The sequence below is a fragment of the Priestia sp. SB1 genome, assembly GCF_038898415.1.
Window position 1 is genome coordinate 622538 of sequence record NZ_JBBJSS010000001.1, and the last position, 18250, is coordinate 640787.

18 protein-coding genes and 5 tRNA genes are annotated in these 18250 nt (G+C 38.8%); all 23 read right to left on the bottom strand.

Going from position 1 to position 18250, the window contains the following annotated elements:
* Positions 1–67: 67 nt before the first annotated feature.
* The gene (locus WKH56_RS03205; protein WP_013059183.1) at positions 68–1036 is read right to left on the bottom strand and encodes an ROK family glucokinase; all 969 of its coding nucleotides are present in this window, start codon (positions 1034–1036) and stop codon (positions 68–70) included.
* 2 nt (positions 1037–1038) lie between these two features.
* Positions 1039–1245: a YqgQ family protein gene (locus WKH56_RS03210; RefSeq protein ID WP_028411617.1), complete on the bottom strand. Its 207-nt coding sequence runs from the start codon at positions 1243–1245 to the stop codon at positions 1039–1041.
* A 181-nt stretch (positions 1246–1426) separates the two neighbouring features.
* Positions 1427–2947 (bottom strand): rhomboid family protein, encoded by a 1521-nt coding sequence (locus tag WKH56_RS03215; RefSeq protein WP_221832010.1) that lies wholly within the window; start codon positions 2945–2947, stop codon positions 1427–1429.
* Between the two features lie 128 nt (positions 2948–3075).
* Complete coding sequence (locus WKH56_RS03220) at positions 3076–3252, bottom strand: hypothetical protein (protein WP_013059186.1); 177 nt, start codon at positions 3250–3252, stop codon at positions 3076–3078.
* A gap of 51 nt (positions 3253–3303) precedes the next feature.
* Positions 3304–4101 (bottom strand): DUF92 domain-containing protein, encoded by a 798-nt coding sequence (locus WKH56_RS03225; protein WP_047749836.1) that lies wholly within the window; start codon positions 4099–4101, stop codon positions 3304–3306.
* On the bottom strand, positions 4088–4654 hold the full coding sequence (locus WKH56_RS03230; protein WP_310884105.1) for a 5-formyltetrahydrofolate cyclo-ligase: 567 nt from the start codon (positions 4652–4654) through the stop codon (positions 4088–4090). Before WKH56_RS03230 ends, WKH56_RS03225 begins: the two co-directional genes overlap by 14 nt.
* Before the next feature lie 48 nt (positions 4655–4702).
* The gene (gene rpmG, locus WKH56_RS03235) at positions 4703–4852 is read right to left on the bottom strand and encodes a 50S ribosomal protein L33 (protein ID WP_013059189.1); all 150 of its coding nucleotides are present in this window, start codon (positions 4850–4852) and stop codon (positions 4703–4705) included.
* 242 nt (positions 4853–5094) lie between these two features.
* Complete coding sequence (locus WKH56_RS03240; protein ID WP_310884106.1) at positions 5095–7374, bottom strand: sugar phosphate nucleotidyltransferase; 2280 nt, start codon at positions 7372–7374, stop codon at positions 5095–5097.
* Positions 7371–9689 carry a glycosyltransferase gene (locus tag WKH56_RS03245; protein ID WP_310884107.1) on the bottom strand — a complete coding sequence of 773 codons (2319 nt, stop codon included), beginning with the start codon at positions 9687–9689 and terminating at the stop codon, positions 7371–7373. The genes WKH56_RS03240 and WKH56_RS03245 overlap by 4 nt, the downstream gene beginning before the upstream one ends.
* The gene (locus tag WKH56_RS03250; protein ID WP_034271122.1) at positions 9682–10176 is read right to left on the bottom strand and encodes a DUF4912 domain-containing protein; all 495 of its coding nucleotides are present in this window, start codon (positions 10174–10176) and stop codon (positions 9682–9684) included. Before WKH56_RS03250 ends, WKH56_RS03245 begins: the two co-directional genes overlap by 8 nt.
* Before the next feature lie 67 nt (positions 10177–10243).
* Positions 10244–10450 (bottom strand): hypothetical protein, encoded by a 207-nt coding sequence (locus WKH56_RS03255; RefSeq protein WP_168761294.1) that lies wholly within the window; start codon positions 10448–10450, stop codon positions 10244–10246.
* 119 nt (positions 10451–10569) lie between these two features.
* Entirely contained in the window at positions 10570–11229 is a 660-nt protein-coding gene (gene phoU, locus WKH56_RS03260; protein ID WP_013059193.1) for a phosphate signaling complex protein PhoU, read from the bottom strand.
* A gap of 22 nt (positions 11230–11251) precedes the next feature.
* Positions 11252–12049: a phosphate ABC transporter ATP-binding protein PstB gene (pstB, locus tag WKH56_RS03265; RefSeq protein WP_370506071.1), complete on the bottom strand. Its 798-nt coding sequence runs from the start codon at positions 12047–12049 to the stop codon at positions 11252–11254.
* A gap of 391 nt (positions 12050–12440) precedes the next feature.
* Positions 12441–12569 (bottom strand): hypothetical protein, encoded by a 129-nt coding sequence (locus tag WKH56_RS03270; protein WP_268990046.1) that lies wholly within the window; start codon positions 12567–12569, stop codon positions 12441–12443.
* A 126-nt stretch (positions 12570–12695) separates the two neighbouring features.
* The gene (locus WKH56_RS03275; protein WP_033579690.1) at positions 12696–14873 is read right to left on the bottom strand and encodes a peptidoglycan D,D-transpeptidase FtsI family protein; all 2178 of its coding nucleotides are present in this window, start codon (positions 14871–14873) and stop codon (positions 12696–12698) included.
* 161 nt (positions 14874–15034) lie between these two features.
* Entirely contained in the window at positions 15035–16312 is a 1278-nt protein-coding gene (locus WKH56_RS03280; RefSeq protein ID WP_048019746.1) for an MFS transporter, read from the bottom strand.
* Positions 16313–16441: 129 nt separating this feature from the next.
* Entirely contained in the window at positions 16442–17050 is a 609-nt protein-coding gene (gene sodA, locus WKH56_RS03285) for a superoxide dismutase SodA (RefSeq protein ID WP_013059198.1), read from the bottom strand.
* Positions 17051–17247: 197 nt separating this feature from the next.
* Positions 17248–17340 (bottom strand) — tRNA-Ser (locus WKH56_RS03290).
* Positions 17341–17351: 11 nt separating this feature from the next.
* Positions 17352–17428 (bottom strand) — tRNA-Ile (locus WKH56_RS03295).
* 3 nt (positions 17429–17431) lie between these two features.
* Positions 17432–17506, bottom strand: a tRNA-Asn gene (locus tag WKH56_RS03300).
* 40 nt (positions 17507–17546) lie between these two features.
* Positions 17547–17620 (bottom strand) — tRNA-Met (locus WKH56_RS03305).
* Position 17621: 1 nt separating this feature from the next.
* Positions 17622–17696: transfer RNA gene (locus tag WKH56_RS03310), tRNA-Asn, on the bottom strand.
* 62 nt (positions 17697–17758) lie between these two features.
* On the bottom strand, positions 17759–18244 hold the full coding sequence (locus WKH56_RS03315) for a DUF456 domain-containing protein (RefSeq protein WP_048019745.1): 486 nt from the start codon (positions 18242–18244) through the stop codon (positions 17759–17761).
* Positions 18245–18250: the final 6 nt, after the last annotated feature.

Genomic DNA, 18250 nt, shown 5'->3' on the forward strand with positions numbered 1-18250 from the left:
TGCATGATAAAAAAGCGCTTTGACATTTAGTCAAAGCGCTTTTTTATCTCAGTTAGCTTCATGCTTATTATTCAAAATAGGATTTAACTAACCAAGCTCCTCCAATAATTCCCGCATCGTTTCCTAAAGTAGCGATTGCTAGCTCAGCACCTTGCGCTACGCGAGGAAATGCAAAACGTTTGAAATAATCTCTTACCGGTGCAAGTAATACCTCGCCTGCACGAGACACACCGCCACCTAGAACGATTTTCTCAGGGTTTAATGCATTAGCAGAGTTTGCTAGTGCTAGGCCTAAATGAAAGGCAACTTTATCTACAACATGCATAGCTAACTCGTCTTTTGAACGAGCTGCATCAAATACATCTTTAGATGTAACTTGTCCGTTTTGTTCTAACACTGTGCGAAGCTCACTTGGTTTGTCCGTTTCCGTTAACTCTTCCATCGTTAAACGTACAATCCCAGTTGCTGAAGCAATTGTTTCTAAACAGCCGGTTTTGCCGCAGTTACACGGTGCCCCGCCTTCAGGAATAGATGTGATGTGGCCAATCTCACCAGCTGCTCCATTTACGCCTTGTACAATTTCACCGTTGGCAATGACACCGCCGCCAACACCTGTGCCAAGCGTAACGCACAGCAAATCTTTTGCTCCGTCTCCAGCACCTTTCCACATTTCTCCTATCGCTGCAATGTTTGCATCATTGTCTACTACAACAGGAAGAGAAGTTTCTACTTCCAAGATATCTTTAATAGGGAATTTTTCCCAACCTAAATTGACAGCTACTTCAATCGAACCGTTTGCAAAGTTGACAGGCCCCGGTGCACCAATACCAATTCCTACCAACCTTGACTTTACTTCTCCAAGATCGTTTAACTTTTTATCAATTGCTTTTGCAATATCTGTTGGAATCTTACGGCCTTGCTCGCTCACATCCGTATTAATTTCCCACTTGTGAATGATTTCTCCATAATGATTAATAAAGGCCATTTTTATTGTTGTACCGCCTAAATCAACTCCAACTAACCATTTGTCATCCATGTTCATTCATCCTTTTTCTCTTTTTGTTGTTTTAACTCTCGACGAAGCAAAAGAATTGCCATTTGGTAATCACGTACATCAATCAAATTAGACTGATATAATTCTTTTACTTCCGCTTCCATCAGCTCTAAATCAGCAGTACGATCGCCTACGTATATAAAAATGCCGAAGGACTTTAATAATTGTTGTACATCATATAACGTATTCATTCTGTCACCTTTATCCTATTTTCTAGGTGATATGATTCATTTATTTTGAGATAACTCAACAGTCATTCAGTCATAAACAGCGGCCGTATTTAACGCCCACTGCTAGGTCTACATATTAATATTCTAGTAAACGTTCTCACAATAGTAAAGTATAAAATATTAAATTCGTCATTCAACAGTTTTAATTTTCTAGCTGTCGCTTCAGCTTTTCATATTTTTTACTTTGTGGTTCAAGCGCAATTGCTTTGTCGATATTTTGTGTGGCCGCTGAAATATCGTTCAGTTTTATATTCACCAAAGCTAAATAGTAATACGCCTCATGAAAAGTTGAATCATACTTTACAGCCTGATTCAATTGCTGTTTAGCTTCTTTATAATTTTCAAGATAAAGTTCTGCGCTAGCACTGATAAAATATATGTCACTATTGCTTGTCCCTTTTTCAATAAAAAGCTTGATGGCGTCTTTTGCTTCTTCATACTGTTTCTGCTGAAGATACGTAGCCGCTACGCTGAGTGCATATGGCTCATCTTGATAAACAGAACGCTCATGATATCCATAAAAAAGCAGACTTCCTACTAATAAAAGTGTGCAAATGAAAGCCGGAATCTGAATATACAGCTTTTTTTGTTTCGGTAAACTGACGATGCTTGCAGCTAAAAATCCGCCAACCAAACCGCCAATATGCCCTGCATTATCGACGTTCGGCGCAACAAATCCAAAAATCAAGTTAATCACAATGATGACAATGAAACTCGATCCCATTGTTCGAAAAAAGAAGCGTGGATTTGTTCTTGCTAAAAACAGTAAAGCTCCAAAGCAACCGAAAATGGCCCCTGAGGCTCCTGCGGAAATAGACGTATTCCATATAAAACTTCCTAGAGATCCTGCAAACCCGGCAAATATATAAATAAAGACAAAACGCCCGCTGCCATATATCCGCTCTACAAGCGTTCCTAAATAATACAGGGCTACACTATTCATAAGCAAATGCAGAAGTCCTATATGCAAAATTATAGGTGTAAAAAAACGCCACCATTCGCCTTCTATAATTAAGGGGTTATATTTAGCTCCGTATTGAATCAGAGTGAGCGTATTTTGCGTACTGCTTTTCCACTCCAGAAATAGAAACATTAAGATTTGCATCGCTAAAAATATATATGTAAAAATAGGCTTTCCGTATCCAGCTATTTGCTGTTCTTCGCTTTGTTTTTTCTGCACAAAAAGCACAATTTTATGTTTCCACTGTTCTATCTGCTGAGCTTCTTCTTCGGAAGAGAAATTGTCTGCGCTTTCTAATGTAAGACCCAGCCGTTCGAATAGAGATTCATAAGCGCTTGCTTTCTCTGCCGTTAGTTGTTCAACATAACTATTCACTTTAGAGGGACTCGGCGCACTTTCTAAGGACTGCTCTGTATAAAAAGGATCAAAATCAGCAAAGTAAATTGTGTTAAGAGTAAGCGTTGATTTACCGCCCTGCTTTCGCACATTCTCAGCTCTTTGTAATGCATACAATACATCTTTTTGCTGCTCAACGACTGATTTGAAATTACGGCGGACTATGCGAATTATTGACTTATCTTTGCGATAGTGAGATTGAAACCATAGCTCTGAAGCATCAGCTTTCATCGAAATCAGCTCATATGAAGAATGGCCAAGCAATTGCTGTGCCACCTGCAAATAATAAAAATCTTGCCTAGACAAATAGTCACCTCCTCACACTCTCTATATGTAAAGATGGCAGAAAGCCAGGAAAAAAGCAACGATTTTCCCTTTTTCTACGAAAAAACACCTTACATGTCTGTAAGGTGTTTTTTATGTATCTTTCGCCCTTAGCGGAAGACCTGCTTCATTAAACGATCCCGAACAAACGGCAAATTAAAAAATGAACGAACAGCTAGACTGCGGATAAATGAATTTCCAAACAGCGAATTTAAAACACGGTATCTCATTTGGTAGCCCAGCGTTCCAACAACTAAAAGCGTAAGTACTAATACAATATGTCTCATTTTCAAGCCTCCTTACGTTTACTTTGCTCCTATGACGAACATTTTATGCTCTTATATAGGTAAAAGCAGGATAAGGATTCCGCCTGTAAAAGCAGCAAGCAAAATAGCGGCAAGATTCACAACATCATTGTTAAAGAACGTTATTCCTTTTTCTTTTACGGTTGGCTTGCCGCAATGATCTTTCCGTTCCGTTTCAATACCGCAGCTTTGACAGCGAAAGCGAACTTGCACACTTGCTCCAAGAAGAGTGTCTATAGCGTTTCCAATAAAACCAAAGCACCCAACTAGCAATATACTACTCAGCGATACGGATGGAAAAGCAAAATAACAAGCGGCAGCAATAAGAAAAGCTCCGGCTGCTCCGGCTGCTGTACCTAAAAGTGAAACGGCTCCTGAAGTACCCGCTTCTACTCTCTTTAACGTCCAAATGTAAAACGGCGGCTTCTTACTAAGAGACCCTATTTCAGATGCCCATGTGTCAGCATTAGCAGCTGAGATACTAATCATAAACATCCACATGTAAACAGGCAAAGCTGTTGCAGCATATAACAAACCGCAAGCAGCAGCTACACCTCCATTAGCAAGGACTTGAATGTAATCTCGCCTGTCGTGCTTCTCTAGCTTTTCTTCTAATGCGCGTTTTTTTTCTTTTTTATACTTACTACACAACGTAGAAGTGCTAAAAAATAAGAGTAAGAGTAAAAAACCTTGAAGCGAAAAACCGATATAAACGCTCGCTCCTACGATGAAAGACATGCAGGCTCCCGATACTGTCAGTGCTTTTGCTATGTAGCCCGCTCCTGCCATGAGTAATATCACGATTATCATGACAGCATCAAACGGATTCACAGCAAATAAGCTCCTTCTCTGTCAAAATATATTCAACGGGAATATCATGAGATTCATATGGAACCTCTGAAACGACTTGACAATCAAACGCAAGGCTTAGCTTATGTCCAGTATAATCTGTTAAATACCGATCGTAATAGCCGCCTCCATAGCCGATACGATATCCATTCTTGCTATATACCACGCCAGGCACAAGGAGTAAATCAATTGAAGATTTTGAAACGGGAACCGTTTCTTCAACAATTGGTTCGGCTAACCCGTAGTACACTGTTTCAAGCTGTGAAAAATTCGTAATCTCGTAGAAAACCATTTGAGATGTTGTCGGGTTGCATTTTGGAACAGCTACTTTCTTTCCATCTTTCCAAGCCCGTTCAATGATGGCTTTCGTATTAACTTCTTTATTTCTTGAAACCGTAGCTGCAATGACTCTAGCCTCTTTCCATAAACAAGTTTCATACAGTGCATTTGCTATGCTTGTTGAATGTGCCTCGTGCTGCTCTTCAGAAATTAAATTAAGAACGCGCTTCATCTCTTTGCGCAGATGAGATTTCATTTTAATTCCCCCCTATAAAAAAAAACAGCAGGATTGTACTCCTACTGCTTACTTTGTTTCACGATGAAGTGTAACTTTTTTAAGTCTTGGGCTGTATTTTTTTAACTCAAGACGATCTGGGTTATTACGCTTGTTTTTAGTTGTAATGTAATTACGGTCACCAGTTTCAGTGCAAGCTAATGTAACGTTTACGCGCATCTATTTTCCCTCCAAACATTATAAACATAAATCAGACTTTAATATAATATCATTTTTCGAAAGGAAATGCCAGTCTGTTTTTTTGAAGAAAGTCATTTAATTTCATTTCTTCACTTTTTCTTTCCTCTTAGAGTCCTGAGCTCCTTCTCTGCTACGCCTTATATATAGATGAAGTTTCTTAAAATAGGCGGAACTCTTTTTATGAGAAGGGTACTTCCTTTCTTTTAAATAAAATCCATTATTTACACTCTTTGATATTCTTGTATTTTTTCTACAAAATATGCCGACAGCTTCTTGGCAGTCTGAGTGTTTAACGCCTCTGAATAAATATTTAATACAGGCAAGTGACCATCGGGCAAAATAAGCGTCCATTCATGAGGATCATGGTAAATTTTTAAACCATCAATGACATACACTTGTTTACCGATTGCTTCTTCTAATAACTTCTTCATCACTTGTTCTTGAATTTCTAGCGGACATGAAATATAGCGCCAGTTCATATAAGCGTGGGGGACATATTGAATCATTTCAGAAATTTTCCGCTGCTGCACCATAATTAATTCGATCAGCTGACATAAAGCGTACATGGCATCTAACTGAAATTGAACAGGCCCCAAAAGACTAAGCAAATCACGTTTTTTTGCTTTTGTCCTCATAAATGATTGATTGAGAGATTGAGCAAATGTTTCTAATGTGGATGAATAGTGTATAGGAATAGGAACGAATGCTACTTTTTTTGTCATGTATACGCTATAAATATAGAGCGACATAATTTCTGAGTCATTTACGCTGCAGCCTTTTTCATCATATAGAGCAAATGTTTCTCCATCTTCTTTAATCTGAATACAAAAAGACAGCTTATTTCGTTTAATTATTCGTTTGGTTTCTTCTGTTTTCTCCCACTTGTTTAAAAATAACACATGGATACGAAGACGCTTACATAATAATTCGACAACTCCCTGTATAAACGGTGAACAAATCACACCAATCCGCGTACTGTCTTCTAATAAAACATGCTGATTAATTGATTTTACTAAAGCATCACAATATTCTTCCCTGATATTTCCTATGCTTGTTTCTTTAAGTGAAACAGAAGTCGTTATGTTTGCTTTTTTAGCTCGAAGATACATCCGCTCAATCTTTTTTTCAATAAGCTGATTAACTAATTGTCCTTTATTATCATATATTTCTAAAAACAGACCGCTGTTTTTGCTATCCACACCAATATAAATACCAATGCTCGCTTGTGAAGTCATCATGTAATATCGAAATACCGGAAGAGCTTCTTTTTTAATATCATACACAGCTGAATGATTACTCCGTAAAAAAGAAAAGCATTCTTTGCGAAGTTGAATGGCTTCTCCTTCATCATCGCTTGCTAGACAGAACGATCCTTGATGTTTGCATACAAGTAATAACGCATTGTATAGTCTTTCTCGATCAACAGATGAATGTACATACAGGCGACCGTTTTTGAAGATAGAAACATCTGGTTTTACAGAAAGTTGAGGTAGCACTTGATTTTCAGCTACTGTATCTTGGACATACGTAGTCATTGCTTGAACATTTACATACGGACCTATCGTAGCGTTGTATAAAAACGATTCTGCCCCCACCGTTACGTTTTGAAGCAAAATCGTTTTATCGATTGCAGCATGTGCTTCTATGATACTATTGGTTCCGATAATCGTGTAAGGACCAATTGAAGCACCTTTTCTAATCACCACATTTTCTCCTACGTAAACCGGATCGTAAACAGTCACCCCTTCTTCTATAAGCGCGTCATCTGAGACAATACTTTCCTGTCTATTGCCAAACCACTTGCTCCACAGATCATAGTGTGCTTGACGATAATGGTGGATTTGCCCAATATCAATCCAATAATCCTCTGTTACAAAACTGCACACAGTATGATTATATTCCAAAAGAAGCGGGATAATGTCAAAGCTAAAATCTGTAGGACCATAAGAATTCACGTAATCAAGAACGGATTTTTTGATCACATACACTCCCGTATTAATCAATCGGCTATTGGCCTGTTCGTAGGTCGGTTTCTCTACAAATCCCGTGACTCGATTCCCTTCATCTATCGTCACCACTCCATAACCCCGCACGTCGTTTACTTCTTTTGTAACAATGGTCATTTCGCTTTTTTGTTCATAATGAAAATGAATAACGTCTTGAAGATTAATTTCTGTTAAGGCATCTCCACTAATAATAATACAGTCTTCCTCAATAAAGGCCTCTGCTCGCTTAATTCCGCCCGCTGTTCCAAGAGGCTCTTTTTCGATAAAATAAGTAAGCGTCACTCCCCACTGAGAGCCATCCCCAAAGTATTCAATAATTTGTTCATGCCTATACTGCAGCGTAATCCCAATCTCTGTAATTCCATGTTTCTTAAGCAGTTCAATGCTATATTCCATCACAGGTTTATCGTAAAGCGGCAGCATAGGCTTTGGAATCGTATAGGTCAAGGGCTGCAGTCTTGTTCCTTTACCGCCAGCAAGTATAATGGCTTTCAATTTTTTGCCTCCCTCCTTTTTTTATCCTGGCAAATGTGATGTTGAAACAGCTTACTTGTATCAATAGCGATTTTCTCCCAGCTAAACATCGTTGTTGCTTTTCTATACCCATTTTCGCTGATTTTCGCAGCTATTTTTTCATTTTTTAACAAAAATTCAATACAGTTGATTAATTCGAGCGTATCTCCTCTGGCAAACGTCAGGCCCGTGTCGAAATGTGAAACAATATCGCTTAGACCTCCTGTATCCGCAACGATGGTTGGCTTCTTGGCTACCATCCCCTCTAAAGCCACAATTCCAAAAGGTTCATATAGACTTGGAAAAACAACCATTTTACAAGCTTGAAGAAGCTGATTTCGTTCGTTATCGGTAATGTATCCAATAAAATACACGTATTTGTCTAATTGCTTTTCACTTACCTGTGTTCGAAACTCATGAAGTAAAGGCCCTTTTCCCGCCACAACAAATTGAACATCTATTTGTTTTTTCTTAAATAGTTCCGCTGCTTCAATAAATAACTGAAATCCTTTTTCATATACAATTCGTCCAATTGAAAAAATAATAGGGGCCTTTCTAAAATTATATTTCTTTTGTAAACTTTCTTTTAACCGCTCATTTACTGCGTCGACTACCAGCTGCTTGTCAATTCCATTTGGAAATATAGCAATTTTATCCTGTTCTACGTGAAATAAAGTGATTAATTCTTTCTTCATATAGTCGCTGCAGACAATGATTGAGCTTGATTGTCGAATCAGCTCCTCTTCTTGCAAGTGAATTTTCTGCTGCATGTCATTATGAATACCATTATTGCGCCCATGTTCTGTCGCATGAATGGTCGTAATTAGCGGCCTATCCGTTTTATCTGCTAAACATTTTGCTGCGGATGCAACAAGCCAGTCATGAGCATGAATAACGTCAAAAGACAGCTTGTAGCCTAACTGCAGTCCTCTAAGAGCCATAGCCACGTTCAAACTGTTTACCCATGTCAAAAAATCCGGATGATGAGGCTGCAGGCTTTTAACTCTGTAAACGTGAACACCGTATAAACGTTCATATTCCGGCAGCCCCTCTACATAGGTCGTTAATACACTAACGTGATGGCCCGCTCTAGCTAACGCTCTGGATAAATCAAATACATGTCGTGCAAGTCCTCCGATAACTAGAGGAGGGAATTCCCATGCAAGCATTAAAATGGAGAGACCGCCTTTATATTGATTTACTGATAAAGCCGACGGCTCTATCTCTTTTACAGGGTATAAAAAAGAACTTCCTGAAAGAAAACTGTTTTCACTATCCATCCTTGGATTCTCTTCGTGACAGAGAAAATCAAACAGCTTTATTTGCCTTTCGTATTCACCTCTGACTTTTTCAAAAGTATAAAGCCAATCGCTGCTACTTAAAAGGAGCCACTGTCGGTAGATAGCATTCACCACGCTAGGATGCTTAAAATCGATCACACCTAGCATCGCCTCTGACTTCTGTACGGTTGAAATAAACAATTGATTTTTCTCACTGACAAATTCGGCGCTTTTTGTTGCACCGTAGAGTGCAAGAGTTTCATTTTGATAAAACTCTATATCCCTCGCGTAATCTAAAGGATATTGAAATGTACCGCTTGCTGCTTGCATTCGCTGAAAGCCAAGCGTGTCCTTCGCTTTCAAATCCAAAACAGCGCTCGCTTTATTCATTGTTCCTTCCTCAACTTGTTTTCCTTGCTTAGGATATGGAAACAAGATAATACCAGCAGGGGACTTTTTTAGTTCATCTGTTGATGACTTCACAAAGGTATAGCGCATTTCATGAGATTTCAGGAGCATATCTACTTGATGAGTATACTCTCCTTGCTGTATAAAAAAACCGACGGGCTTTTTTTCAAAAAACTGTTGAAAAACACGTATTGCTTCTGTAATTTGGAGATTTAATGTTTGTTCTGTTTTAAGGATGGAAACGAACGCGTTCGTTACGGTAGTAGGAATACATTCCAGCATGTCATGCTGAAAGAAATATTTGCAGGCTGAGAACAAGCTCCCGTCCCATTTTTTTAAAAAAGTGAGTGCTCTCTGATGCTGCCGGCTTGAAAACTGGTGTAAATACTGAGCGTAACGAGTATTAAACTCCTCGTCGTTTAATACGTTCAAAAATACACAAGACATCACAGCTGTTGCACCTATCAATTTTTCAGACTCAATTTGATCTAAAAAAGGGATGAATTCGTTCGTTACTTGTTCAAACAGCGGATACTCACTCTCTGCTTGAAGTACATGTAGCAACGGATAATGCATATAAGTTAAAAGAATACAGTCATCACTATTCATATTGCTTCTTCACCTGCTCCAAGTCATTTGAATATAAGGAATATGTGCTAAATTCATTTTGAACACCCTGGTGAACTTTTACAGGTTCGTACATCCAGCTCAACGACGTTACATTCACTTGTTCATGCTGTTCTTTCATCAAATAAACCGGATTCGAACGAAGAAGGGAAAAAAAACTTCCTTCTTTATCTTGAATACCAATATCTATTACATACGTGCGCTCACTTTCCAAGCTATTCATAAATATGAAGTCTTGCTTAGGAGTAAGACCCTTCATATAATAGCGGTTTGATTCATGGCCGTTAAAATGAAGGCCTGTTATATCATACGTACACATAGCTAGATTCAATTCTTCCCATCGTGTCGAAAACATACTTTCTACCATTTCTCGAATATGCTCTGAAAATGACCAGTGAACATAAATACGAGATGAGTCAAGCTGAGTAGCTATACACACATTTAAGTTTTGAATAAGATTAGGAGCCAATGTTTTATCACTTCGTTTCTTAGATTGTTTTTTCTACATATAAATGCCGTATAAACTTATTAACATCTTACCATTCAGAAAAAGTTGCCACAATAAACGCAATTTGTCGATTTGTGTTAAAAAATCCAGGCCAGCAAATTGGATGCATGAGCCCGTATGAATCGTTTGTTACACCGCTGTTGATTTCCGTGCAAAATGTCGCTTTCCGAGGGCGGCGATGAACCTCCTCGTCGCTTCCGCTTTTCCTGCAGGAGTCTTTGCCCTTCCCTCTCATTAACAGCTAGAAGCAGCTACATTAAACCTACGTTTCTCGATACAATGAAAAAAATCCGAACGATTCATCGTTCGGATCTTCCTTCAACTAAAACACTTTTGTCCCAGCCTCTTTTTCCACTATTCATTTAAATCGTAGCGTTTGCCTTTTACAAGGTAAAATACGCTTTCTGCTACGTTAGTGGTATGATCAGCCATACGCTCTAAATAACGGGCTACAAATAAAAGCTGTGTAATTTGGTTCATAGCCTCCTGCTTTTCTTTAGCAAGACTTAAAAGTTCTTTAATTGTTATTCCGTAAAGCTCATCCACCTGATCGTCCATTTCCGCTACTTTTTTAGCCAACACAAGATCTTCTTCGTGATAAGCTTTTAACGAAAGGCTCAGCATTTCAATCGAAATATCGTGCATTTTCTTTACATGTTCTAACGGCTTAATTAATTCTTCGTTTCCAATTCGTATAGCTGATTTTGCTACATTAACGGCAAAATCTGCCATACGCTCAACATCCGAAGCAATTTTAATTGCCACAATAATACGTCTTAAATCAATAGCCACGGGCTGCTGCTTTGCAATCAGTAGGATAGCTAGGTCATTAATTTCTTCTTCTAAGTCATCCACGTATGAATCACCGTCGATAATTTCTAGCGCCAGCTCAACGTTACTTGTTTGCAACGCTTCAATTGATTTTGATAACGCCTCATGCGTTAAGCGCCCTATTTCTAATAATTTTTCACGTAATATCTTTAAATCACCATGAAACTTTTCGCGTACAACCACTCATCCCATCTCCTTGTATGTCTTAACCGAAACGACCTGTAATATAATCTTCTGTGCGTTTATCAGATGGCATTGAGAAGATTTTATCTGTTTCTGCGTACTCTACCACTTCTCCATTTAAGAAAAATGCTGTTTTATCTGAAATACGTGCCGCTTGCTGCATATTATGTGTAACAATAATAATGCTGAAGTCTTTCTTTAATTCTTGTACTAACTCTTCTACTTTTAATGTCGAAATTGGATCGAGTGCAGAAGTAGGCTCATCCATTAAAATAACGTCGGGTTCAATAGCCAAACAGCGCGCAATACAGATACGCTGCTGTTGTCCACCTGACAACCCATTCGCATTTTGATTCAAACGATCTTTAACTTCGTCCCAAATAGCTGCTCCTCGTAAACTTTTTTCAACAATTTCATCTAGCTTTTTCTTGTTGCGAACGCCATGAATTCTTGGACCGTACGCGATATTATCATAAATAGATTTTGGAAACGGATTTGGTTTTTGGAAAACCATTCCTACTTGCGTGCGCAGCTCTTCCACATGGTACGATTTATCAAAAATATTTTTTCCTCTATACTCAATTTCACCTGATGTACGGACAATTGGCGTCATTTCTACCATACGATTTAACGTTTTAATATATGTTGATTTTCCGCAGCCCGATGGACCGATGATCGCGGTAACTTCGTTAGCATGAATGTCTAAATCAATATTTTTTAAGGCATGTGTGTTGCCATACCATAAATTCAAACCTTTTGTTTTATATACAATTTCTTTTGTTTGCGGAGTATTTACTTTTTCTTTGTTAGTCAATTCCATTGTTATTGCCATTGGATAATCCTCCTTCATCGTCTTTAACCGTTTTGAGCACAATAAAAGTCTCTCTATGTCTATTTAATATCTATTGTTTACTATTAGTGTAAATACATACGAGAAGCCGAACGCTTACCCTTATTTTGATGATTTCTATTAATCCTTACACTTACAGAATAATAGCCGACTATTAATTGTGTTTTAACTCAATGTAAAGCTTTTGTAAACGAAGGCCTATCTGCGTGTTTTTTAGGTAAAAAACTAGTTCTTACGACCCTTAAATTCAATAAAAAACCATATATGTAAAGATTTCTAACAAAAAAAAAGAAGAGGTTGAGACATAACTAAATTAATTTGATATAAAGATAAGTAAATTAGATAAATAAGCCAGTACGAATCACTTCTGACACCACTGTTGATTTCCGTGCAAGCAGGCGGCCGATGAGCCTCGTTGTCGCTTCCGCTCCTGCGGGGTCTCACTTCTTCCGCTTTTCCGGCAGAAGTCTTCGCCCTGCCCTCCAATCAACCGCTTAAAGCACCTACTTACATGAAATCTACGTTCACCCTCTCAATAAAAAAATCCGAACAGCGTTGATTCTTAATCAACGTCGTTCGGATCTTACTTCAACTAATATGCTTTTTCCCAGCCTCTTTAATTGGCGTCGTTTGCAATGACAGCCTGTTGATTCTCTTCTTGATCTTTTACTTCTTGTTCACCTTTTTTCTTTAAATCAAAATACGTATCGAGCGCAGAACGAGCAAGCTCTTTTGTAATGGTATTTGGTGCACTTGGCACAAATGCCGATGGTACCACAACAGCTACTGCAATTTCAGGATCATTTGCCGGAGCAAAGGCCACAAAGTTTGAATTATTAACTTTAATTGGATCCCCTCCGCTTGGGTTTTTCTCATAGGCTTGTGCCGTTCCAGATTTACCAGCAGGATTATAGTTCGCTGTATGGAAAGCTGCGTACCCTGTACCGCCTTGTTCCTGCGTAACCCGCTTAAAGCCATTTTGAACATCTTTAATGTATTCTTCTTTCATCGTGATACGATTTAACACATCAGGTTCAAAGGAATGCTGCGTACCGCCAATTTCATCGGTCTTTATCGTTGGTTTTCGGATTTCTTTTACTAGCTGCGGCTTGATGCGATACCCTCCATTAGCTATTGCAGAAGTATATTGAACAAGCTGCAGCGGCGTGTACGTATCATACTGGCCAATTCCTAAATCAAGCGCTGTACCTGGAACATTGCTTCCTCCTTGTACACCTGTTGATTCGTTATCGAGGTTTATGCCTGTTGATACGCCTAAGCCGAACTGACTGTAGTACGAACGCAGTTCGCTGAATGTGTCAGGTTTAATCGGTAAAGTCATGTTCTTGTGGTACTGTAATCCAGCCATCGCCATTACCGTTTTAAACATAAATACGTTGGATGAATATTTTAACGCGGATGAATACGTTAAGGGTCCTAACCCCTCAGCCTCAGCTGATTTCTTAATTGGTGTTCCTTTAATTTTTAACGGTTCATCAACGAACACTGTGTTTGGCTTAATAGCTCCTGAATCTAAGCCAGCTAGAACCGTTGCCCCTTTTACAACAGAGCCCATTGTATAAGATGTTGAAATATTCCCTAATGCAAAATCTTCTATTTTAGGTACCCCAGTCTTCTTATCAATGGTGTATTTTTTACCTGCCATTGTTAAGATTTCTCCTGTGTGAGGATCCATCATAATCACAAAAGCACGGTCTAAAAACTGCGTTCCTTTCATTTTCTTTTTGGCTAAAAGCTGGTCCGTAATTTGTTTTTCTACCGCTTTTTGAAGCTCCATATCAATAGTTAAAACCAAATCACTGCCGCGTTCGCCTTTCGACACTTGAATTGTATCAAGGAGATTTCCTTTATCATCTGTTACATACTGGACTTTTTCTTTTTGACCGCTGAGCTGAGCTTCGTATTGCTTCTCTAAATAGCTCGTCCCAACTTGGTCATTTCGACTATAGCCTCTTGATAAGTAATACTGTACTTTATCTTTGGGCAGACCCTCGTTGGCAGAGGATACATTTCCAAGCAAAGTACGGAGAGTGCTGTTTTCTGGGTATGAGCGATCCCAATACGTTGTTGTATCAACACCCGGAAGTTCATCTAAATGCTCACTTACAACGGCATACTCTTCATTTGTCACACCGCTTTTAACAATTTGCGGGGTGTTAGAATAACCTGCCTCCATTTGGCGCTTAATAGCTAGAACTTCTAAATCACTCTTTAAACTTTCTAAATCTTTTTTAGAAATGCGGTCTAACTGACGTTGATACAGTTCGTCATCAGTCATTTCACCATCTTGAACTTTTTTGCGATCAGCTTTCGTAATTTTCTGCTCCGCTTCTTTAGGGTGAAGCATAATCCAGTAATCCTTCATGTCGCGTTCTGTAATTTTTACCACGTTTTTAGCATCTTTATTCTTTCTATTTTCTGGAATATCAATCACATTTGTGGTGTAAGGAACATCGATCATAGTGGCTAACTTTTTAGCGATGCGCAGCCTTTCTTCAGCTGTATTTCCTTGAAAACGAGTATATGTAATCGTATTTAAAGAGGTATTATCTACAATTACGCGGTTATACCGATCGTACATTTTCCCTCGAGGAACAGGCGTACTGACTGTAACGTCCTGTGTTTTTTCGACTTCTCGTTCGTAATTCTCACCGTACACAATTTGAACAAGTCCCAACCGCAAAATTAATACGGAAAATAGGGCAAATACGGTCAAGAAAAGTAAGTTCACACGAAAAGGCACGTGACTTTTTCTTCTTTTTTTCTTTTTCATACCAACACCTACACTTTATAAAACATATATACCATAACACCATAAAATCAGACATTTAGCAAATAAATAGACACCTGGCAGGTGCCTATTTACACAACGTATTTATTCTAAAAGAAAAGAGAGGCATTTTCCATAGTACAAATGAAGGAGCTGATAATACTCTAAGCTGGAGACTCTCCGTCTCCTTCATTTAATACTGGAGGAGTAACAGTCGTTTCTTTTTTGTGCAGAGGCTGTGAGATATGTCTTACACAAAAATAAATGATCGTATGCCCTGCTCCAACAATAGATAATAAAATAGGAATACTTTTTGCTTCATCAAAAAATAGTACGGCTATTAAAAATAAAGATATGGAAACGACGCGCCCAATATTCAGAAATACTTCTCTGACAACAATGTATTCGATTCTTTTTGAAACAACGTCCTTTGCTCGTCCAATCACATCGTACGTTAGAGAAATGAATGGAACCAACAAAATAGGATAGGCAATGGCAATACAAACAGCATATATAATTAACTTTGGATACGATAAGTTAAAGATAAGCAAAAAGACTGCTCCATAGAGAAGGAGGCCCCCGGTGAAAATAAATCGAAGGCGATTTTTTTGCTTAATAAATCTTGAGGCTACATAGTATCCTACAAACGCCACCGCTGAATTCACCAGTCCATAAGTTCCTAAAGCTAATTCACTTCCCGTCGTAATAAATACCATAACGGATACGACAAAAATGAACGTACCTTCACGCAATCCTTGAAAGAAATGAGCCTGTAATATTCGATTCCAGTCTTTGTTGACTTTTCGTTCAGCCCACACTTCTTTAAATTTGTATACTCCTTCAGCTGCGCGTCTTGTAATAAAAAAACTAAGCACAACGGCACCGACAAACAATAGCAGAGATACACCAAACACAATTTTATACCCAAGTGATTCATACAAAGCGGAAATAACAAAGCCCGCTCCTAAAGGACCAATCATCCCTGCAAAAGAGTTTAAGATCCCTAAAAATCCGTTAAAAAAGTCTCTTGTATCAGGTTCTGTAATTTCAAAAGTTAGCACATTAAAAGCTAGCCAATAAAAGCCATATCCTATACCCAGCAGTCCACCAAGCAATACTAAATACTCGGCTGCGTTAGCTCCACTGACCAATACAGCGATATAAAAAACAGCTAAAAAAGATACGCCTAACCTTAAAACCACAACCCGGTCAATTCGTTTGGCCCATTTACCTGCTAAAATAAACGTAAGGGGCTGAAGCACCACTACCGCTAAATTATAAATAGCGAGATCCGAAAATTCTCCTGATTGTTTCCACAGATAAATGTTAACAAACGAATTGGAAATTGAAATAGCCAAGGCATAAAGACCGCCTATAATTAAAAGCAAAAGTAAATCTTTACTAACTTCTACATCTCCAACTACTTTTTTTAATAAAGGCATATCAAAAAACTCCTTTTCTCTTCTACACCTAGTGTGTGAAAAAGAAAAGGAGATATGTAAAAGAATTGGAAAACAAAAAAGCCAGTAAAGGTAATAATTACTTTACTGGCTTTTAAATACGTCTTCAGCTTATTTTGCAGCGTCGTAACGCTTAGCAACTTCGTCCCATTTTACAACATTAAAGAATGCTGAAATGTAATCTGGACGGCGGTTTTGATAATTTAAGTAGTAAGCGTGCTCCCAAACGTCTAGACCAAGAATTGGCGTTTTGCCTTCCATTAATGGGCTATCTTGGTTTGGTGTGCTTGTTACTTCTAATTCGCCGTTGTTTACAACTAACCAAGCCCAGCCAGAACCGAAGCGAGTTTTAGCTGCATTTGCAAATTCTTCTTTGAATTGATCAAAGCTGCCGAATTTGCTAGCGATAGCGTCTGCTAATTCACCAGTTGGAGCACCGCCGCCGTTAGGGCAAAGGATTGTCCAAAATAATGAGTGGTTCGCATGACCGCCACCGTTATTGCGTACTGCTGTACGGATATCTTCAGGAACAGCATCTAAGTTTGAAATTAACTCTTCAATACTTTTGCTTTCTAAATCCGCTTTGCCTTCAACAGCAGCGTTTAGGTTTGTAACATATGTGTTGTGATGTTTTGTGTGGTGAATATTCATTGTTTCTTTGTCGATATGTGGTTCCAGTGCATCGTATGCATAAGGTAGTTCTGGTAATTTGTAAGCCATGAATAATTCCTCCTTCAAAATATGTAAGCATTTTGGCGCAAAAGCACCATATACGTTTAGATTAGCAAATTTACCCTACTCTTTCAAATAAAAAGTACCTAATCCATGATTTATATTTACCTAATTCCCATTCGCTATTCTTTTAAACATAAAAAAAGCTTCTTTTTCTCAAAAGAAGCTTTGAATAGACAATAGTATGGCGGAGGAAGAGGGATTCGAACCCCCGCGGGCTTTAACACCCCTGTCGGTTTTCAAGACCGATCCCTTCAGCCGGACTTGGGTATTCCTCCAACCCTATAAATGGTGGACCCTGCAGGACTCGAACCTGCGACCGGACGGTTATGAGCCGTCTGCTCTAACCAGCTGAGCTAAGGGTCCACGTGGCTCCACAGGTAGGACTCGAACCTACGACCGATCGGTTAACAGCCGATAGCTCTACCACTGAGCTACTGTGGAACAATATGAATTATGTATGTCACAAACGTAAATTGGAAAATAGCGGCGGAGGGGATCGAACCCCCGACCTCACGGGTATGAACCGTACGCTCTAGCCAGCTGAGCTACACCGCCATGGCTCCACAGGTAGGACTCGAACCTACGACCGATCGGTTAACAGCCGATAGCTCTACCACTGAGCTACTGTGGAACAATATAACATTTACTAGCGACATTAAAAATTTAACATGTTTCTGGCCTAAAGTCAATATATTATTTTAAAACAGCGTATAAAAAATAGGCAATCATCAACAGTTGAATAAATCCTTTCGAGATAGCGCCACTAAAAAAGCCAATAACCGAACCTACTCCAATTTTTACTGCGTTGCTAATTGTGGTCCGATGAACAATCAGTTCTCCTACAATCGCTCCGATAAACGGCCCTAAAATAATTCCAAATCCCGGAATAACAAACGGACCCACAAGCAATCCAACTGTACTTCCCCAAACGCCTGCTTTAGTGCCTCCGAATTTTTTCACACCAATAATATTAGCGATATAGTCTGCTAAAAAAAGTGCGACAACTAACAATCCTTGTATCACCCAAAATAACCAGCTATAGGAGCTAAAATCATAAAATAAACCGTATATAACAAATCCTAGCGCTACAAATAGCACGCTTGGGATGATGGGATAAACCAACCCAACAAACGATACAGCAAAGCTAATGATAACTAATGCCCAACATAAAATAGCCATGCCCGC